The sequence below is a fragment of the Rhodococcus sp. 1163 genome (genome assembly GCF_002091985.1).
Taxonomy (GTDB): domain Bacteria; phylum Actinomycetota; class Actinomycetes; order Mycobacteriales; family Mycobacteriaceae; genus Rhodococcoides.
Genome location: NZ_MKKX01000017.1, coordinates 505,843 through 522,529, shown reverse-complemented (window position 1 = coordinate 522,529; position 16,687 = coordinate 505,843). Strand labels below are relative to the sequence as shown.

16 protein-coding genes are annotated in these 16,687 nt (G+C 61.5%); 8 read left to right on the top strand and 8 right to left on the bottom strand.

The window, feature by feature from the left end; translation table 11 throughout:
• Positions 1-71: 71 nt before the first annotated feature.
• From BJD99_RS05990 to BJD99_RS05975, 4 genes are read right to left on the bottom strand one after another with little or no spacing between them, the layout of a single operon-like run.
• Positions 72-920: an HAD family hydrolase gene (locus BJD99_RS05990; protein ID WP_179142199.1), complete on the bottom strand. Its 849-nt coding sequence runs from the start codon at positions 918-920 to the stop codon at positions 72-74.
• Positions 917-3,247, bottom strand: coding sequence for a phosphoribosyltransferase (locus tag BJD99_RS05985; protein ID WP_084345830.1), 2,331 nt, complete (start codon positions 3,245-3,247; stop codon positions 917-919). Before BJD99_RS05985 ends, BJD99_RS05990 begins: the two co-directional genes overlap by 4 nt.
• On the bottom strand, positions 3,244-4,401 hold the full coding sequence (locus BJD99_RS05980) for an HpcH/HpaI aldolase/citrate lyase family protein (protein WP_084345829.1): 1,158 nt from the start codon (positions 4,399-4,401) through the stop codon (positions 3,244-3,246). Before BJD99_RS05980 ends, BJD99_RS05985 begins: the two co-directional genes overlap by 4 nt.
• A gap of 47 nt (positions 4,402-4,448) precedes the next feature.
• Positions 4,449-5,552: a hypothetical protein gene (locus BJD99_RS05975; RefSeq protein WP_084345952.1), complete on the bottom strand. Its 1,104-nt coding sequence runs from the start codon at positions 5,550-5,552 to the stop codon at positions 4,449-4,451.
• A 263-nt stretch (positions 5,553-5,815) separates the two neighbouring features.
• Here BJD99_RS05975 and BJD99_RS05970 point away from each other — a divergent pair, with 263 nt between their 5' ends.
• Entirely contained in the window at positions 5,816-6,391 is a 576-nt protein-coding gene (locus BJD99_RS05970) for a TerD family protein (protein WP_084345828.1), read from the top strand.
• A gap of 108 nt (positions 6,392-6,499) precedes the next feature.
• The gene (locus tag BJD99_RS05965; RefSeq protein WP_084345827.1) at positions 6,500-7,597 is read left to right on the top strand and encodes a DUF475 domain-containing protein; all 1,098 of its coding nucleotides are present in this window, start codon (positions 6,500-6,502) and stop codon (positions 7,595-7,597) included.
• 21 nt (positions 7,598-7,618) lie between these two features.
• Here BJD99_RS05965 and BJD99_RS05960 read toward each other — a convergent pair whose 3' ends face one another.
• The 4 genes from BJD99_RS05960 to BJD99_RS05945 form a co-directional block, all read right to left on the bottom strand.
• Complete coding sequence (locus BJD99_RS05960) at positions 7,619-7,879, bottom strand: LuxR C-terminal-related transcriptional regulator (protein ID WP_256895520.1); 261 nt, start codon at positions 7,877-7,879, stop codon at positions 7,619-7,621.
• A 222-nt stretch (positions 7,880-8,101) separates the two neighbouring features.
• The gene (locus tag BJD99_RS05955) at positions 8,102-8,470 is read right to left on the bottom strand and encodes a response regulator transcription factor (RefSeq protein WP_084345826.1); all 369 of its coding nucleotides are present in this window, start codon (positions 8,468-8,470) and stop codon (positions 8,102-8,104) included.
• Positions 8,471-8,608: 138 nt separating this feature from the next.
• On the bottom strand, positions 8,609-9,301 hold the full coding sequence (locus BJD99_RS05950; RefSeq protein WP_084345825.1) for a response regulator: 693 nt from the start codon (positions 9,299-9,301) through the stop codon (positions 8,609-8,611).
• A 67-nt stretch (positions 9,302-9,368) separates the two neighbouring features.
• Positions 9,369-10,787, bottom strand: coding sequence for a glycosyltransferase family 87 protein (locus BJD99_RS05945; protein WP_179142198.1), 1,419 nt, complete (start codon positions 10,785-10,787; stop codon positions 9,369-9,371).
• Positions 10,788-10,950: 163 nt separating this feature from the next.
• Between BJD99_RS05945 and rpsF the strand changes: the two genes are divergently transcribed.
• From rpsF to BJD99_RS05910, 6 genes are all read left to right on the top strand, one after another.
• The gene (gene rpsF / locus BJD99_RS05940) at positions 10,951-11,238 is read left to right on the top strand and encodes a 30S ribosomal protein S6 (RefSeq protein WP_084345824.1); all 288 of its coding nucleotides are present in this window, start codon (positions 10,951-10,953) and stop codon (positions 11,236-11,238) included.
• Between the two features lie 58 nt (positions 11,239-11,296).
• On the top strand, positions 11,297-11,848 hold the full coding sequence (locus BJD99_RS05935; RefSeq protein WP_084345823.1) for a single-stranded DNA-binding protein: 552 nt from the start codon (positions 11,297-11,299) through the stop codon (positions 11,846-11,848).
• A 44-nt stretch (positions 11,849-11,892) separates the two neighbouring features.
• Positions 11,893-12,135: a 30S ribosomal protein S18 gene (gene rpsR, locus BJD99_RS05930; RefSeq protein ID WP_084345822.1), complete on the top strand. Its 243-nt coding sequence runs from the start codon at positions 11,893-11,895 to the stop codon at positions 12,133-12,135.
• 15 nt (positions 12,136-12,150) lie between these two features.
• Positions 12,151-12,606, top strand: a complete 456-nt coding sequence (gene rplI, locus BJD99_RS05925) for a 50S ribosomal protein L9 (protein WP_084345821.1) — start codon at positions 12,151-12,153, stop codon at positions 12,604-12,606.
• A gap of 813 nt (positions 12,607-13,419) precedes the next feature.
• Positions 13,420-15,819: a replicative DNA helicase gene (gene dnaB / locus BJD99_RS05915; protein ID WP_084345819.1), complete on the top strand. Its 2,400-nt coding sequence runs from the start codon at positions 13,420-13,422 to the stop codon at positions 15,817-15,819.
• A gap of 121 nt (positions 15,820-15,940) precedes the next feature.
• A complete protein-coding gene (locus tag BJD99_RS05910) occupies positions 15,941-16,618 on the top strand; it encodes a TetR/AcrR family transcriptional regulator (RefSeq protein WP_084345818.1) in 678 nt (225 codons plus the stop codon).
• The last annotated feature ends 69 nt before the right edge of the window (positions 16,619-16,687 follow it).

Sequence of the window (16,687 nt, the reverse complement as noted above, 5' to 3'; positions counted from 1 at the left end):
TCCGCACCCGTCCAGGGCTTACCTTTCGAGCCTGTTCTTCCCCAGCCCATGCCTGTACCCCCGTGTGTGCGTCAACCCCTTGCCTTGTTCGACGCAGCGGACGCACGGATGGTTCCATCGACTTCTCGAGCCGTCTCGGCCTGCAGCCAGGTGAGGATCTCCTCGCTCGCGAGCGCACCCGCCGACCTCGTGACCACCAACCCGTCGTGGCGAAAGTTCTTCGCCTCCAGCTCGCCGTGCCGCGGCCTGATGGACCGGTCGGCGGCGATGAGCATGTCTGCGTCGAGGGCGCCGTCTCCCGCAGCAAGCGTGAGGGCCCGGTCGTCGAGAATGCCGTCGTCGATGCAGCGTGTGAGAACTTCGGCGACGGCGCGATTCTTGCAGACGACGTCGGGCATGGTGTAGATCTTGCGCCCCTGTTGCGAGACGTTCCATCCACGTGCGGCACACCACGAAGACCAGTCCGCGAGAAATCCGGGCGGAACCGCTGCGGGTTCGACGACGAGGTAGCAGAAAAGATCGTCCGCTGTCCGACGCTTGAGAACCCAGTCGCCGCCCGTTCGACGCGTCAACTCCTCGCGGACCCCGCCGAGATCGATGTCCGAGAAACCTGCGCGCCATGCACGGTCGGGTTCACCGTCGACGAGGATGTTGCCGCCGTTGCTCGTGATCGAGAACCGCCACGGCGCGCCGGGCAGTGAGACTCGCTGGAATTGCTCGATCGTGCGTGTCGTCGTCGGCACCACGACGGCATCGGCAGTGAGGGTGCGCAGCGACTCCGCGGCAGCGGTGGTCATGTAGGACAGTGGCGCTCTCTCGAACATTTCGACGCAGACCACGGTGTCGTCGACCTCGAACCCCAACGCGGCCGCGGAGAAGATCATCGTTCGGTCCAGGTCGACCGCTACGAGGGTGTTCACGTGACATCCTTGATCAGGCCCATGCACGAATATGCCAGATCCGGTACCTCGAGCACCGGAACATCTCTGGCGGCAGCCAACATTCGAATATGCCGGTGCTCGGGGGCACCGAGGTCGCGCACGAGAATCCGCCATGGAATTCGACGGAGAAGCACTCGCGTGGTTTCTCCTACACCGGGTTTGACGAAATTGACATGCGAGATCCCGAACTCTTCGCGGACCTTCTCCACCGAAGCCCATCCGGTCCAGGTCGGGGTGCGATCGGAGCTCGATACCGCGGTGACCGATCGGGCAACGTCCTCGCGTACCGCGTCGAATTGTGCTGACACGGTGTCGAGCAGATGGTTGGACACGTCGTCCGGTGCTAGGTCGGCGTAGTACTTGGCGCCGTGGAATTCGCCGTCGTCGATCAGGTCGCGGTTGAGGACCGTCCGGGAGACGAGACCGGAGACCGTCGAATTGAGGCAGGCAGATGCGATGAGGAAATCATCGCGCGTGCCGTAGGTCCGCGCGCAATGGCCGGGGTCGGCCAGAACTGCGAGGTCGCTGTTGAACTCTGCGCCCTCGAATGCCGCCAGCGCAGCGGTCAATTCGCGGGCAATGGCACCTTTGCCCGTCCAGCCGTCCACGAAGACGACCGACCGCGGATCATGATTGTCTGCGAGGTATTTCAGTGCGACAGTATCGATTCCACGGTCGCGGACGATCGAGAGGGCATAGTGTGGCAGTTCGAGTCCGTGCGCATGGTGCGCCCAGCGGCGCATCAGTATCCCGATCGGTGTGCCGGCCCGCGCCAAGGAGGCGAGGACTATGTCGTGCCCGCGCTCGGCCAGAACGAGTTCGGTGACGGTGCCGACTGCGACTGCTAGGCGAGAAGCGCTGTCCTGCAGGACCTCTTCGAACAATTCACGGTACGCGAGATCGGGTTGAAACTCTACGGGTAGCGATTCGGCGTAATGCGCTGTGCCGGCCTGAATTCGCTTCTCTCGCTCACCGACATCGGCTTCGAGCTCTACGCCGGAGAGGTCCTTGAGCAGCCATGTCACTTCACCTGGGGCGTAGGAACCGAAGGCGGGCCCGGTCAGGGGCACTGCGCGGCGCGATACTGCGAGGGCCACCGGATCGGCACCGGTGATGACGACGACGAGGACATCGGCGCCGGACGCGGCGAGAGTGCGAGCGGCACCACCTTCGCCGAACAGACGGTCGGTGTCCGCAGGCTCGTCGACCACGAGAATCAGCAACGCATTCTCCGGGCCGTCGGCGTTGTAGACGTACCGAGCCTCGGGTTCGCCGTTCTCCGGCGCCAGAAACTGGAAGCCACGACGCAGCGGATAGTTCGGTGTGTCGAGTACGTAAGCCGGTGAGCGAGTGGTGGTTTGAAACAAAGCCGGATGACCACCCGCGCGGAGGATCAACGCGAGGCGAAGTGGCAGGTACATCAATTCCTCGTGGCCGAGGACCACTACGGGTCTGCCGGCGGGCACGACGGTCTCGACGCGCGTGGCAACGTGAGCGATCGCGTTCTCGAAGGCCGGAGTGTCGAAGGAAAGGAAGCCGTGACGGCCGCCGTCGGGAACGGTTGCGGGCCAATTCGCATCGAGGCGGGTTACGGTGCCCGCGGACTCCGCGGCAGGATTGAACGTCCGGTAGTCCGGTAGTCCGGTCACGTCACCGACGAGCCCGTCGGCCAGCTCGACGCTGCCCTGCGCGAGGCTCACGCTGACGATGGTGACGCCGAGTTCGGTCGCGACGGCTTCGGTCTCGAGGATGTGCTCCTCGCTTCGCATGTCGACGAGCGAGGCAATCACGTAATGTGCCCGCGGAGTGACGGCGTGGACGGAGCGGATTGCTTCGAGTGCCGTTTTACCGGTGGATATCTCGTCGTCGACCAAAACGAGGGGAAGCGGAACGGACAGGACGTCCGCGGACGTTGGCAGCAGTTTGTGATCCGTCGCGTGCGAATGGCCTTCTTGGAACTCGCCGTACACCTCGAGGCCGGGCACATCGCGACGCGTCGAATGCAGGTAGGAGTATGCGTTGAGTCGTGCTGCGACGCCATGTCCCAAACCTGTTGCAGTTTCGGCGAACCCGAGCACGACGATGTCCGATCCACCGACCGCGTCGAGTACGAGGGTTCCCAGTTGGTCCGCTGCAGCGGTCACTAGCTCGGGGTCGACCGGTATGTGCTTTCCGAGTACCTCTGACACCAAAAGATGTGCACGCCTGGGGTTTCGACGTAATCCGGGGCGGACGAGTTGCTCTACCGACCACTCGGAGGACGTACCGGTGCCGGTGACTCTGATTCCGTCGGTCGGGTTGTTCATCGGTCCGCCAGGGCGGTGAGTACGTCCACGAATGTGACCTTTTCGTTGGTGACGCCGAAAGCATCGGCACGCAGTAATGTTTGGCTCGCCCAGTTGCGATGCGGTCCAAGCTCGTTCATCTTGTTACCGTAGCCCGAGGCTCGGACGCCTCCCGCGTCGGATTCCAAGATGTCGAGCGCATCGTGGTACTCCTCGTGTGTCACTGCGGACAGTGCATGTACAGCAGGAACGTGAGACGGATGAATCACCGTTTTTCCTTGAATCCCGTTGGCGCGGTCCAATGCGACTTCGCGAAGGAGAGCGTCGAGGTCACTGCTGACGAGCTGCTGCCGAAATCGAACTGCCCCGGGTTCGACGAACGGAGTCTGTCTGAGCATGGGACGGAACATGCGTTCGTGATCGGCGAAGTACTCCCATACCGGTCCGGTGATGACGAATCCGGTTCCGTTGTTGCGCCCGAGGTGGTTGACGATGGCGCTGATGACGTCGGCGATGACGCGGACGTCGTAGATGGTCAGATCTCGGTCGCGCCGGATACCGAACATGCCGCACATGTCGGTGGCGCCGATGCGCACCGCGAGTACTCGTTCACTGTGTGCCAGAAGCAGTTCGCGTACCGCGACGAGTTCGGTGTCGCGAGTCTCTCGGAATACGACCTCGGTGGATTCGAGAACTGGCATCGCGAACAGTCGCTTGCCGTGCTCACTCGAACCCGCGGCGATGGCGTCGAGGAAGGAGGCGCCGTTTGCCGCCGTGAACTTGGGCACCACGAAACCGGCGAGGCCGGCGGCACCGTGAGCGATCTCGGAACAAATTCTGCGAATGTGCTCCGGAGTACGGGCCCGGACGAACACCAGCGCGGTGAGATCCTCGTCCGCGGCCAGCTCGTCGAGTGTCCGCACGGTGTTGGCGAGAGCCTCTTCGAGACGGTGATCGGCGACGGCATCTTCGAGGTCGATGACCAATGAGCAGACACCCATGCGGCTGCGTTTGATCAACGTCGCGGTCAGGTCGGTCCGTGTCGCCGGCATGTACAGCGTTGCCCCGAGTGCCGTTGCGACACTGACGATGTCCGCGTCTACGGCAATATTCTTGGGTGGCCGGAAGAACAGTGCGTCGTGCACTGCGGGATCGAGATGTCGAAAGTGTTGCACCGGGCGTCCTTAGCGTTCGTGAGCAAATGAATTGTGGAGTTCGGCGATCAGCGAGCCGAGCCTCGCATCCTGTCGACAACCCCGGAGATGAAGCCGGAAATGGTATTCAGATCTTGCAGATAGGACCAGTAATCGGGGTGAGTGCCGGACAACGCAGTGCTCGCTCTCTCGATTCGAGCCAGCTGAGCATCCAACACCGATCCCCACTCGGCAACCAGACCACGGTTCACAGCCAACTGTTGTGCGTCTCGTAACGTGAAACGTACCGCCCGTTCCTTCTCCCGTGGGTTCGCCTTCACCGCACGCAGCAGTTCGACCCGATCGGTGACGGCGTCGACGAGAGCCTCGGCGTCGGCAAGGCGCGCGCGAGCCTGCGCGATGTAGTCGAGAGCCTGTTCGGGGTTCCCGGCGTCGGCGGCCGCCCGCGCGGCGGCGAGGTCTTCCGAGGCCTGCTCGATGTATCGGGCGCTCATGTGCTCGTTGGCCGAGAGGTCGGCCGAGCTGGCGACATTGAACTCGCGGAGCAACGTCGAGAAGGCAGGTGCGAGTCGTTCGAAGCGCGTGCGGACAGCCTCGAGGCGGGTGCGGACCGACGAGAGAGCCGAGCGTGCTTCCTTGGCCCGAGCCGGAGCTGCTTCGACTGCAGCCTCCAGCGCTGCTGCGGCGTCACGAACTGCGGCGGCGGCATTTCGGACGCCCAGAGCGTCGTTCGACGCGGTGGCGCCGTCGAGGGCGGCAACGCTGGCGTCGAGCGTCTGCCATGCCGCTCGTATCGACGGGTAGTCGGTGAAGCTGTCATCGGCGGCCGCGACGGCCAACTGGGCCTTCTCGGCAAGGGCCTTGGCATCCTGAGCCAGGCGCGGGGTAGCGGCGAGCGTGGAACGTGCTTGTTCGATGTCGATTCGGTGCGCTTGGTAGAACTCGTCGACAGCGTGGCATGCCTCGCCCAGCGCACGCGCCGCGGCGTCGAATGCGTTCTGTGCTGCCGGAGTGGTGATGCCGTCGAACTGATCCACCGCTGCCAAGTAGGCAGCGCCGGCTTCGAAACACTTCTTCTCGGTCTCGTGCCATAACGACGTGATGTCGCGTTCGGGAGTCAATGCCCGGATTGCATCGACACCCGTGGATGCGATCGACTGTCGTTTGTCCATGTCGAGGAAGGCAGCGACGGCGCTCTCCTGTGCTGCGCGCGCAGCAGACTCCGATCCACCTCCGCGGCGGAAGGCCCCAGGCCAGCGACTTGTCACCCGCTCGATAGTACTGACGGGAACTTCCCACCGTGGTGTGCACGTTGCCGTAGTGCAACTGTGACAAACAGGATCAGGCCCGCGGTGTGACCGCGAGCTCCTCACAAATCGGACAGATGACCACTACGGTGGAAAGTAAGTAGCGGAATCCACACGAAAGGACAGACATGGGCGTCAGTCTCAGCAAGGGCGGCAATGTTTCACTCACCAAGGCAGCTCCGAACCTGACCGCGGTCACGGTCGGACTCGGTTGGGACATTCGAACGACGACCGGAACGGACTTCGACCTCGACGCCAGCGCCATAGCGCTGAACTCGACGAAGAAGGCACTGAGCGACGGACACTTCGTGTTCTTCAACAACCTCAAGTCCCCCGACGGCTCGATCGAGCACACCGGCGACAACACCACAGGTGAGGGCGAGGGCGACGACGAGCAGATCAAGGTCGATCTTGCCGCTGTCCCGCCGGAGATCGAAACGATCACCTTCCCCGTCTCGATCTACGACGCCGACGCGCGTTCGCAGTCGTTCGGTCAGGTGCGCAACGCGTTCATTCGCGTACTGAACCAGGCCGACAACTCCGAACTCGCTCGCTACGACCTCAGCGAGGACGCCTCCACCGAGACCGCCATGGTTTTCGGTGAGCTCTACCGCAACGGTGCCGAGTGGAAGTTCCGTGCCGTGGGCCAGGGCTACGCCTCCGGCCTCGCCGGAATCGCTCGTGACTTCGGCGTGAACGTCTAGTTCATTCTTCGCACTTGAAATAGGGGAAAATCCCGTCTCATCATTCATGATGTATCGGGGTTCTCCCCTATTTTTCGTTATTGCTCTGGAAGAGAAAGGCCACCGACAGTGGTTCTACGGATATTCGGATGGTCCATCGGAGTCACGATTGTTTCGGTGATAGTCGCCTTCCTCTACGGCGGCCTCGAGGCTGCGATTCTCGTCTTGATTCTCGGCGTGCTCGAAGTGTCGTTGTCGTTCGACAACGCGGTCATCAACGCGACCGTTCTCCGCCGGATGAGCGAATTCTGGCAGAAGATATTCTTGACAATCGGAATCGTCATCGCCGTATTCGGTATGCGGTTGCTCTTTCCGCTCGTCATCGTCTGGGCCGCATCCGGTCTCGGACCCGTCGCAGCGATTCAACTTGCACTCAATCCGCCGGAAAACGATGGCGCATATTTCCCCGACGGCAGTCCCAGCTACGAGACTCTCCTCACCGACGCGCACCCTCAGATTGCTGCGTTCGGTGGAATGTTCCTGCTGATGCTGTTTCTCGGATTCGTCTTCGAAGACCGCGAGATCACCTGGCTGAGCTGGCTCGAGAAGCCGCTGGCGAGGATCGGCAAGCTCGACCAGCTTTCGGTCGTAGTGGCAGGTCTACTGCTGGTGCTCAGCGCAGAGTTCCTCGCTGACGACGACAAGATTTCTACGGTCATGGTCGCCGGCGTGCTCGGCATGATCACCTACATCGCCGTCAACGGCCTCGGCGAGTTGTTCAATACCGACGAAGAGGGTGAAGGGGCATCGGGCGGTCCGAGCGAGCTGGCCAAAGCGACCGGCAAGGCAGGGTTCTTCCTGTTCCTCTACCTCGAGGTCCTCGACGCGTCGTTCTCGTTCGACGGTGTCATCGGCGCTTTCGCAATCACCGCAGATCCGATCATCATCGCGCTCGGCCTCGGATTCATCGGTGCGATGTTCGTTCGATCCATCACTGTGTTCCTGGTCCGCAAGGGCACGTTGTCCGATTACGTGTACCTCGAGCACGGTGCGCACTGGGCCATCGGCGCACTGGCGATCATTCTGCTCGTGTCGATCGGGGTGCATATCAGCGAGCTGATCACCGGCTTCGTCGGCATTCTGTTCATCGGCGCTGCACTGATCAGCAGTATCAGGCGGAACAAGAAGCTGGTCGAACAAGGTGAGGACACTGAACTCAAGGTGTAACTCGTAGACGAAATCCCTGCGTCACCAATGGTTGAGCTTGGTGTGGCCGTCCTGTAACGCGCGAGCGAACAGGGCGGCCTTCGTCGGTGCAGGCCTACCCACTACCGCGTACTTGTGACGAATGCGAGTGAGATGCGTGTTGACGGTGCCGACAGAAATGCGGACCGCGGATGCGGCGTCGGCTTTCGAATCCGATGAGAACCAAGCGAGCATGACTTCGACTTCGCGGGCGCTGAGGGCGGGTCTGCGATACAGGTACCCATCGAGTTCGCTCGTCGACACCGAATAGCGTGCAGACTTCGCTCCGATGTCCCGCGCAATCGTGGGTGGACGTGGCGAACTCGACAACGTGTACCTCCTGCAGTAAGAAATCCAGCACCAGAGACGTTCTCCCCATGCCGAGCGCCCGACCGCCCTCGTCGATACTGCGCGCGCAACCCGGCATCTGAGAAGGGGCGCAGCGAAATCTGTACACAATCAATACGTCGGTCGGCGCCGGAGTACCTACAGCTCCGCGATATCGATCATTCCGTCCTGTAGCGCCCGTGCCACCAGTGATGCTTTGGTCGAGGCCGGGCGGCCCACGGCCGCGTATTTCGCCCGAATGCGCGTCAGGTGAGTGTTGACGGTGCCCAACGACAGAAACAGTGACTTGGCCACATCAGTTTTGGAGTCGCAGCGTATCCAGCCGGTCAGCACCTGGATCTCGCGTCCAGTCAAGATCGGTTTAGGCAGGAACGAGCCCGCCATTCCGGCGACGGGACGATCTTGGACCGGCGATGCGAGGCTGAACTGTGGGCGTGAAGGACGCTCGGCGATCGGTGCCGAAAGCCCGGACAAGCAGATAGCTGTGGCATCGAAACCTGTTGACATGGCGTTCTCCCCGTACTGGTGCGGTTGTGGCCTTTACAAACCGTTGACTCGAGTTTCACAGGTGGCGGGCGGGTTGTCTGCCCTCAAAACTAGGGGCATTGAATCCTTGACGACCTGGGTAATTGACTCCGTAGGTCCTCAACTCACCGGCGGAACTTCCGGCATCGGAAGCCATCCGTCTTCGACAGCTCGCTTGTAGAGGTCGGTTTTGGTCGGCGCGGGGCGCCCCGCCTGGGCATATTTGTTTCTGATCCGAACCAGGTAGTCGTTGACGGTCTGCTCCGAGAGCCCTGCCAGACGCGCGACGCGTCCGGCCTTCTCTCCCGACGCATACAACGCCAGTACTTCGCGCTGACGTGGACTCAAGCCGACATCGGGCAGTTGCGGGTCGCCGTCGATAGCCGCAGCCCAATCGGTGGTGACGACCTGGCCTCCCGCGGCGGCGCGGCGGATAGCCGAGACGATGGCTGCGGCCGGCTCGGACTTGCGGACTACGCCGAGAACTCCTGCCCTCGCGGCGGACCGAACGAGAAATGGATTTTCCGCACCGGTGTAGACCAGGACCTGAGCACCTGCGGCGTGCAACTTCTCGACATTCGACCGCGGTGAAGACCCATCACCGAGCCGAAGATCGAGGACGACGAGGTCCAGCGTTCGACCCGACGCCAGAAGTTCGTCGACAGTGGCAGCGACAGCTATCAGATCCAGATCCGATTGGTCGGCGAGAATGGATCGAAGGCCCAGCGCAACCGACTCGTGATCCTCGACCAAACCGATCCTGCGTCGAACATTGCCTTCGGTCGGTATCGATCCCCCTGAGCCTTGCGTCATGCTCCGCCTCCGCTCACGACAACTACTTCGGCTGCCTACCGACTAGTCGGAACAAGGGGTCGGTTTGTTACTGGGTCGGCGCGTTGCTCCGCGTGTCGGCCCTCGACGTCCCCGTGTCGGATCCACCGCCGAGGTCGTCGGCGTCCGCCGGCTGTGTCAGCCCGGGGTTTCGTAGCCCGACACGGAGGAAGACCAAGAAGAAGACGACGAGCAACACTGCACGTCCCCATACGCCCACCTCGACGAAAAATTTCTCGGTAGTGCTATCCGAACCCTCGGCCAGTGCTCCGAAGTACTTGAACACCCCGATGCCCATCGACAGGTCTGCCACCAAGTACGCACCGACCAGGGCCCATGGCACGCGGAGAAGAACGAAGAACGGAACAAGCCACAGGGTGTACTGCGGTGAGTGCACCTTGTGCAGGAGTAGGAATCCGCACAGCATCGAGCCACTGACAGCGATCCAGGGGTAGGTGTGTTCGACTTTCATCCTCCGCAGGCCGAGCCACAGTGCCAACCCGAATGCCATGAAAACAAGCAGCGGTGACAACACATCGACGGTGTCCTGGAACGACGCTTCGGCGCGCAGATAATCCTCCGGCGTCATCGAATCGGCGATGTAGAGGTGACGCACTCCCCAATACCAAATGGAGTTGGTGGTGATATCGGCTTGGCGGAGAGTTTGGAAGGCGAACGAGGCCCGCCAACCCTCGTAGCCCAGTACGGCAAAGGGAAGGTTGATTGCGACGACGGTTCCGATCGCTGCCAATGCAACGCCGAGCGCGCCCTGAATATCGAACCGACCTCGAACCGTGTGGGGTCGTTCGCGACCGCCGTTCCCGCCGTAGGCGACATAGAGCAGTAGTGGCAACACGAATGCACCCGGATACAGCTTGAGGCAGAATCCGATCGCGAGCAGAATTGCGGCCAGTATCCCTCTGGTGCGCAACGAAATTCGGAGGGCCATGACGAATACGGCGCCGACGGCCGTTGCCACCACCGGTAGTTCCCAGTTGTGGAATGCGTACAGCACCAGCGGAGGACCCACCGACCACAACAGCGCAGGCTTGCCCGCCAGACGCCCGAGCATCCACGCTGTCAACAGGCCGAACGGTGCAAGCAGCGCACTCGAATAGAGCAGAAATTCTGCATCGGTATGTGATGGGATCGCACCGAGCCACATCAACAGACCACTCAATACAGGATATTCGACGGTTCCGCCGGTGAGAATTCCGTTGGGCGTGATGGCACCGCTGAGGTAGGGAAAGACGTGATTGTCGATATCGCGTCCGAGCCACAAGAATTGGATATCGGAATAGCAGACCCAGCTGTCCTTGACCGTGTCGAAGGCGGTACTGCGACCGTTGTCGAGGAACGGAGCGACGGCGCAGCGGGCCTTGTTGAAGTAGCCGAGAGTCAGGGTCACGGCACAGAGGGACACCACGGCGATCATGGTCGCCATCGACGTGCGTTGCCCTGATCGCATGAAGACAAGCCTATGTTGCCGCCGAGTGTGCTCTGGCACCGTCGTTTGATTTCGCAGGTCAGGGTATAGCCGTGTACCCTCCAAGGGTTGCTGACGCAACGACCCTCCTGCCACGGATAGTCCGTGGCCGTTTTCACTAGTCCACAGGAGGTGATGAGGTCTTATGCGTCATTACGAATTGATGGTCATTCTCGACCCCAACCTTGACGAGCGCACTGTTGCTCCGTCTCTCGATACGTTCCTCAACGTCGTTCGCAAGGACGGCGGCACCGTCGACAAGGTCGATGTCTGGGGCAAGCGTCGTCTGGCCTACGAGATCCTGAAGCACGCCGAGGGCATCTACGCCGTTGTGAACATCAACGCCGAGCCTGCGACTGTCAAGGAACTCGACCGCCAGCTCGGACTCAACGAGTCCGTGCTGCGCACGAAGGTCCTGCGACAGGGCAAGTAATTGTCGTTGCTCGCCTCTAGGCTGGCATCAACAATGACTTTCTACTGAAAGAGGAACCATGGCAGGCGAGACCGTCATCACCGTCGTCGGGAACTTGACGGCAGATCCAGAGCTTCGTTTCACCCCGGCCGGCGCGGCCGTGGCCAACTTCACCGTTGCGTCCACTCCCCGCACGTTCGATCGTCAGTCCAACGAATGGAAAGACGGAGACGCACTCTTCATGCGCTGCAACATCTGGCGTGAAGCTGCGGAGAATGTGGCCGAGAGCTTGACCCGCGGTGCGCGAGTAGTCGTGACCGGACGGCTCAGGCAGCGTTCATATGAAACGCGTGAGGGCGAAAAGCGGACTGTCGTAGAGCTCGAGGTCGATGAGATCGGCCCATCCCTGCGCTACGCCACCGCCAAGGTCAACAAGGCCAATCGCGGTGGTGGTGGAGCAGGCGGCGGCTTCGGCGGCGGCTCCGGTTCCTCAGGTGGATCAGGCGGCGGACGCCCGTCGTCCAACGCCAACTCGGCACCCAGCGGCGGAGACGACCCTTGGGGCAGTGCGCCTCAGGCGTCGGGTTCGTTCGGTGGAGCTCGCGGCGGAGACGACGAACCCCCGTTCTAGATCCTTGAAAGATCGAGAACACCCAGATGTAACGGAGAAAGACCATGCCAAAACCGCCATTGCGCGACAAGGTGCTCAAGAAGAAAGCGTGTTCCTTCTGCAAGGAAAAGGACGCGTCGATCGATTACAAGGACACGACGCTGCTGCGTAAGTACGTCAGCGACCGCGGCAAGATCCGCGCGCGTCGAGTCACCGGCAACTGCGTCCAGCATCAGCGCGACGTGGCCGTTGCCGTGAAGAATTCGCGTGAGGTTGCATTGCTTCCTTACGCCGCGACGGCACGATAGAAAGGGAGATCACTCATGAAGCTGATCCTCACCGCTGATGTTGACAACCTCGGTACGCCGGGTGACACCGTCGAGGTCAAGGACGGATACGGCCGCAACTTCCTGCTGCCCCGCAAGTTGGCCATCCAGGCCACTCGCGGAGCTGAGAAGCAGGTGGAGGGCATTCGCCGCGCTCAGGAAGCTCGTGCCGTCCGCGGCCTCGAGCACGCCAACGAGCTCAAGCAGGCAATCGAAGGACTCGAGTCCGTGAAGCTGGCAGTGAAGACTGCAGGCGATTCGGGCAAGCTGTTCGGCTCGGTTACGGCTGCGGACGTCGCTTCTGCTCTCAAGGCAGCGGGCGGCCCCATCGTCGACAAGCGCAGCATCGATTTGCCGAAGGCTCACATCAAGAGCACGGGTGGCCACGACATCGTCGTCAACCTGCACCCCGATGTGACCGCAAAGTTCAAGCTGGACGTCGTCGGAAGCTGATTTGTAGCTTTCGGCCATATCGGCTGAGAAAGGCCCCACGAACTCTATGTTCGTGGGGCCTTTCTTGTCTCGACGGTCTGCAGTAGCGGAGCGTTGGAAGCGGAAGCGCTGGGGTCGCGCATGAGCCGTTGTGCCGCCGGACGTGGCCGGTTCACCACCGTGGCCGGGTTGGTGTCGTGAGGTCCCGACTGGGCGGGCAGCACGACGGTCGGAATCTGACGACCCCTGGCGTCGAATCGGCGGATCTTGCCGAATGTCGAGACCGAGATCGTCGCTTCGGAGAGTCGAGTCGATAGAAGTCCCGGCCCGGATCCGTGTGTGAAATCGGTAAATCTGCCGCAGACCAATCCTATTACCCGCTTTTGTGAGTGTTCCCAGACACTGTGATCTAATTCACTACTAAATTCATCTGCTGTTTACTCAACACGCCCGAGTTGTCAACTCGGACGACACGCCGCGAATTAATCCATACACAGGAAAGAAACTTTATATACATGCTTTGAGCTGGCGATTTGGCCAAAATTGGAAAAGTTATACCCAGGTTATCCCCAGGTGGTCAACACGGTTCGTAGGAACTATCCACAATTACTCCACAGATTCATCCACAGGCCGTGTTGTGACTGACGACGAGAACACCTAACGTCCCTCGAGCGTCTCTCCACCGCACAGATGGGTGTGTTCGGTGGAGACGGCGCTCGGTACCCGGGGGTGTCGTAGTCGAGGGGTACAACTTGTTGCAGTACGTCTTATTGCAGTACGTCGCCGGGCTGAAACGACGATGGTGATTTCCGACAGGAAGGACGGTCGAATTCGGTGGCTGTTGTAGATGATCGAGGTCAATCGAATTACTCCTCCGAGGCACCACGAGAGGCCCCAGGCGAGGACTTCGGTCGGCAGCCGCCACAGGACATGGCGGCAGAGCAGTCGGTACTGGGCGGCATGCTGCTGAGCAAGGACGCCATTGCTGACGTCCTCGAGGTGCTTCGTCCCGGCGACTTCTACCGTCCGGCTCACCAGAACATCTACGACGCAGTTCTCGACCTGTACAGCCGGGGTGAGCCCGCCGACCCCGTTACCGTCTCGGCCGAACTGGACAGACGCGGCGAACTGAAGCGGATCGGCGGCCCGCCGTACCTGATCACGCTCACGCAGACCGTGCCGACGGCCGCCAATGCCGGCTACTACGCGGAGATCGTCGCGGAGAAGTCGATTCTGCGGCGGCTCGTGCAGGCCGGCACACGCATCGTTCAGTTCGGCTACGCCGGCGCCGACGGCCAGGATGTGGCCGAGGTGGTCGACCGTGCACAGGCCGAGGTCTACGAGGTCACCGAGCGTCGCACTTCGGAGGACTTCATCCCCCTCGAAGAGCTCCTCCAGCCGACCATGGACGAGATCGACTCGATCGCCAGCCGCGGAGGAATTTCGCTCGGTGTCCCCACCGGATTCGCGGAACTCGACGAAATCACCAACGGCCTTCACCCAGGTCAGATGATTATTGTCGCCGCACGTCCTGGCGTGGGAAAGGCATTGGCGCTCGATACTCCCCTGCCTACGCCCGATGGCTGGACCACCATGGGTGAAGTGATGGTGGGTGACCAATTGATCGATGCCCACGGCAGGCCCACCCGCGTTGTTGCAACCACCGACGTCATGGTCGACCGCCCGTGCTTCGAGCTCGAGTTCTCCGACGGCACAGTGATCGTTGCGGACGCGCAGCACCAGTGGCTGACAGATACTCGCGCGTCGCGGAAGTCCGCCCAGGCCGCTGCAGTCGGATACAACCGCACTCGCAATCAGCGCACTTTTGCTGAAGTACGCACGACCGAAGAGATTGCGCGGACGGTTCGCTGCAACACCAAAGACGCTCGCATCAACCACTCGGTGGTCAATGCCGAGGCCTTGCAGCTCCCCGAGCGCAAACTGATGGTGCCGCCTTACACGTTGGGCGCGTGGCTCGGCGACGGTACCTCTGCGTGCGCTCAAATCACGAGCGCTGATCCCGAGATCATCACTCGTATCGAGGGCGAAGGCTTAGAGGTGACGAAGGCTGATCTCTACCTGCGGACTGTTGGTGTACTCGGCGACAAGCACATCCCGAGCGAGTACCTGCGTGGCTCCGAAAGTCAACGTCGAGCACTCCTCGCGGGCCTGCTCGATACCGATGGAACGGTGACCACTGGCGGGTCGGCTCAGTTCTGCGTGACCAGTGAGCGTCTTGTCCAGGGTGTTCGCGAACTCGTCGCCAGCCTCGGCTATCGCGTGCAGATGTCGACGAAACGAGTAAAGGGGCGTAGCGAGGGGTCGTCGACGGCCTATGTCTTGACCTTCGCGACCGATGACGTGGTATTCGGTTTGCATCGAAAGCAGATACTGCACAAGGAGCGTCGCACAGCGAGCTCGTCTGTACGCTCCGGATCTCGCTTCATCGTCGACGTCCGCAAGGTCGACTCCGTTCCAGTGCGTTGCGTCGAGGTCGACAATGCCGATCACCTCTACCTGGCCAGTGAGTCGATGATCCCGACGCACAACTCCACAATTTCGATGGATTTCATGCGTTCGTGCTCCATCAAGCACGGCATGCCAAGTGTCATTTTTTCGCTGGAAATGAGCCGCACCGAGATTGTGATGCGTCTGCTTTCGGCTGAGGCGGGTATCAAGCTCGGTGACATGCGCTCCGGAAAGATGACCGACGAAGACTGGACTCGTCTAGCGCGTCGTATGAGCGAGATCAGTGAAGCGCCGTTGTTCGTCGACGACTCACCGAACCTCACAATGATGGAGATTCGTGCCAAAGCGCGTCGTCTCAAGCAGCGCAACGGCCTGAAACTCATTGTGGTGGACTACCTTCAGCTGATGTCTTCCGGAAAGAAGGTCGAGTCGAGACAGCAGGAAGTCTCGGACTTCTCCCGTCAGCTCAAGCTGTTGGCCAAGGAACTCGAGTGTCCCGTTGTTGCGGTGTGTCAGCTCAACCGTGGCCCGGAACAGCGAACCGACAAGAAGCCGATGGTGTCCGATCTCCGTGAGTCCGGCTCGTTGGAGCAGGACGCCGACATGGTCATCCTGCTGCACCGTCCCGACGCGATCGAGCGTGACGATCCCCGCGGCGGCGAGGCCGACCTGATTCTAGGCAAGCACCGTAACGGCCCGACCGCGACAATCACTGTGGCACACCAGCTTCACCTGTCCAGGTTCGTGGATATGGCGCGGGGGTAGTCGGCCGCCATATCCGAACCTCGGACATTGTGGGATTCTGGAACAGGCCCTCGAGTCGAGGCACTGTGTGGTTCGGTCCCCTCAATCGACAACGCACCACCGAATAGGCAACCATGGGCCAATGGAGAGCCGTCGAGATCAGATCATGCGAGTGGCCGCTCGGCTGTTTGCTGAGCACGGTATAGCTGGAACTAGTGTCCGAGACATTGCCCTGGAGGTCGGCATGCTCTCGGGCAGCCTTTACCACCACTTTCCCTCCAAAGACGCGATCGCGGCGGCGGTCCTCGGCGACTTTCTCACCGACCTCAATGCCCGCTACGAGTCGGTCCTCCCACATGTGGACGGCCTGCGGGCGCGCCTTCGCGCGCTGATCCACGAGTCCATCCTCGTCGCGGAAAAGCACCCCTACGCCACAGAGATTTACCAAAATGAGCGGTCGCTCCACGGTCCGGACGCTCCCGCTGAGATCGCCGAGGCCGTCCACCGCGCGCATACGTTCTGGTCGGACACCGCGCAGACCGGGAGCGCAACCGGAGAACTGCGCGCCGAACTCGAGCCCGCCGAGTTCGCCCGCGTGCTGCGCGAGAGCGTGTGGTGGTCGGTGCGCTACCACCGCGAGAGCCTCGCCGCCGATGCGCAGTCGATCACCGACACCCTGTTTTTGGTCTTCGTCGAGGGTGCGGCCACACCCGACGCGGCTCCGGCGCCGGCCGTGGCAATCACGGAATACCGGATCGCCGACCAGCTTGATCGCATCGAGGCGCAGCTTGTCGCGCTGTCGCACGATCAATCGCGCTGACCTCTGAGAACGAACAACACCCATCATGTCGGACGCGCTTTGACTTCAGCTGTGCTCTAGACCACTATA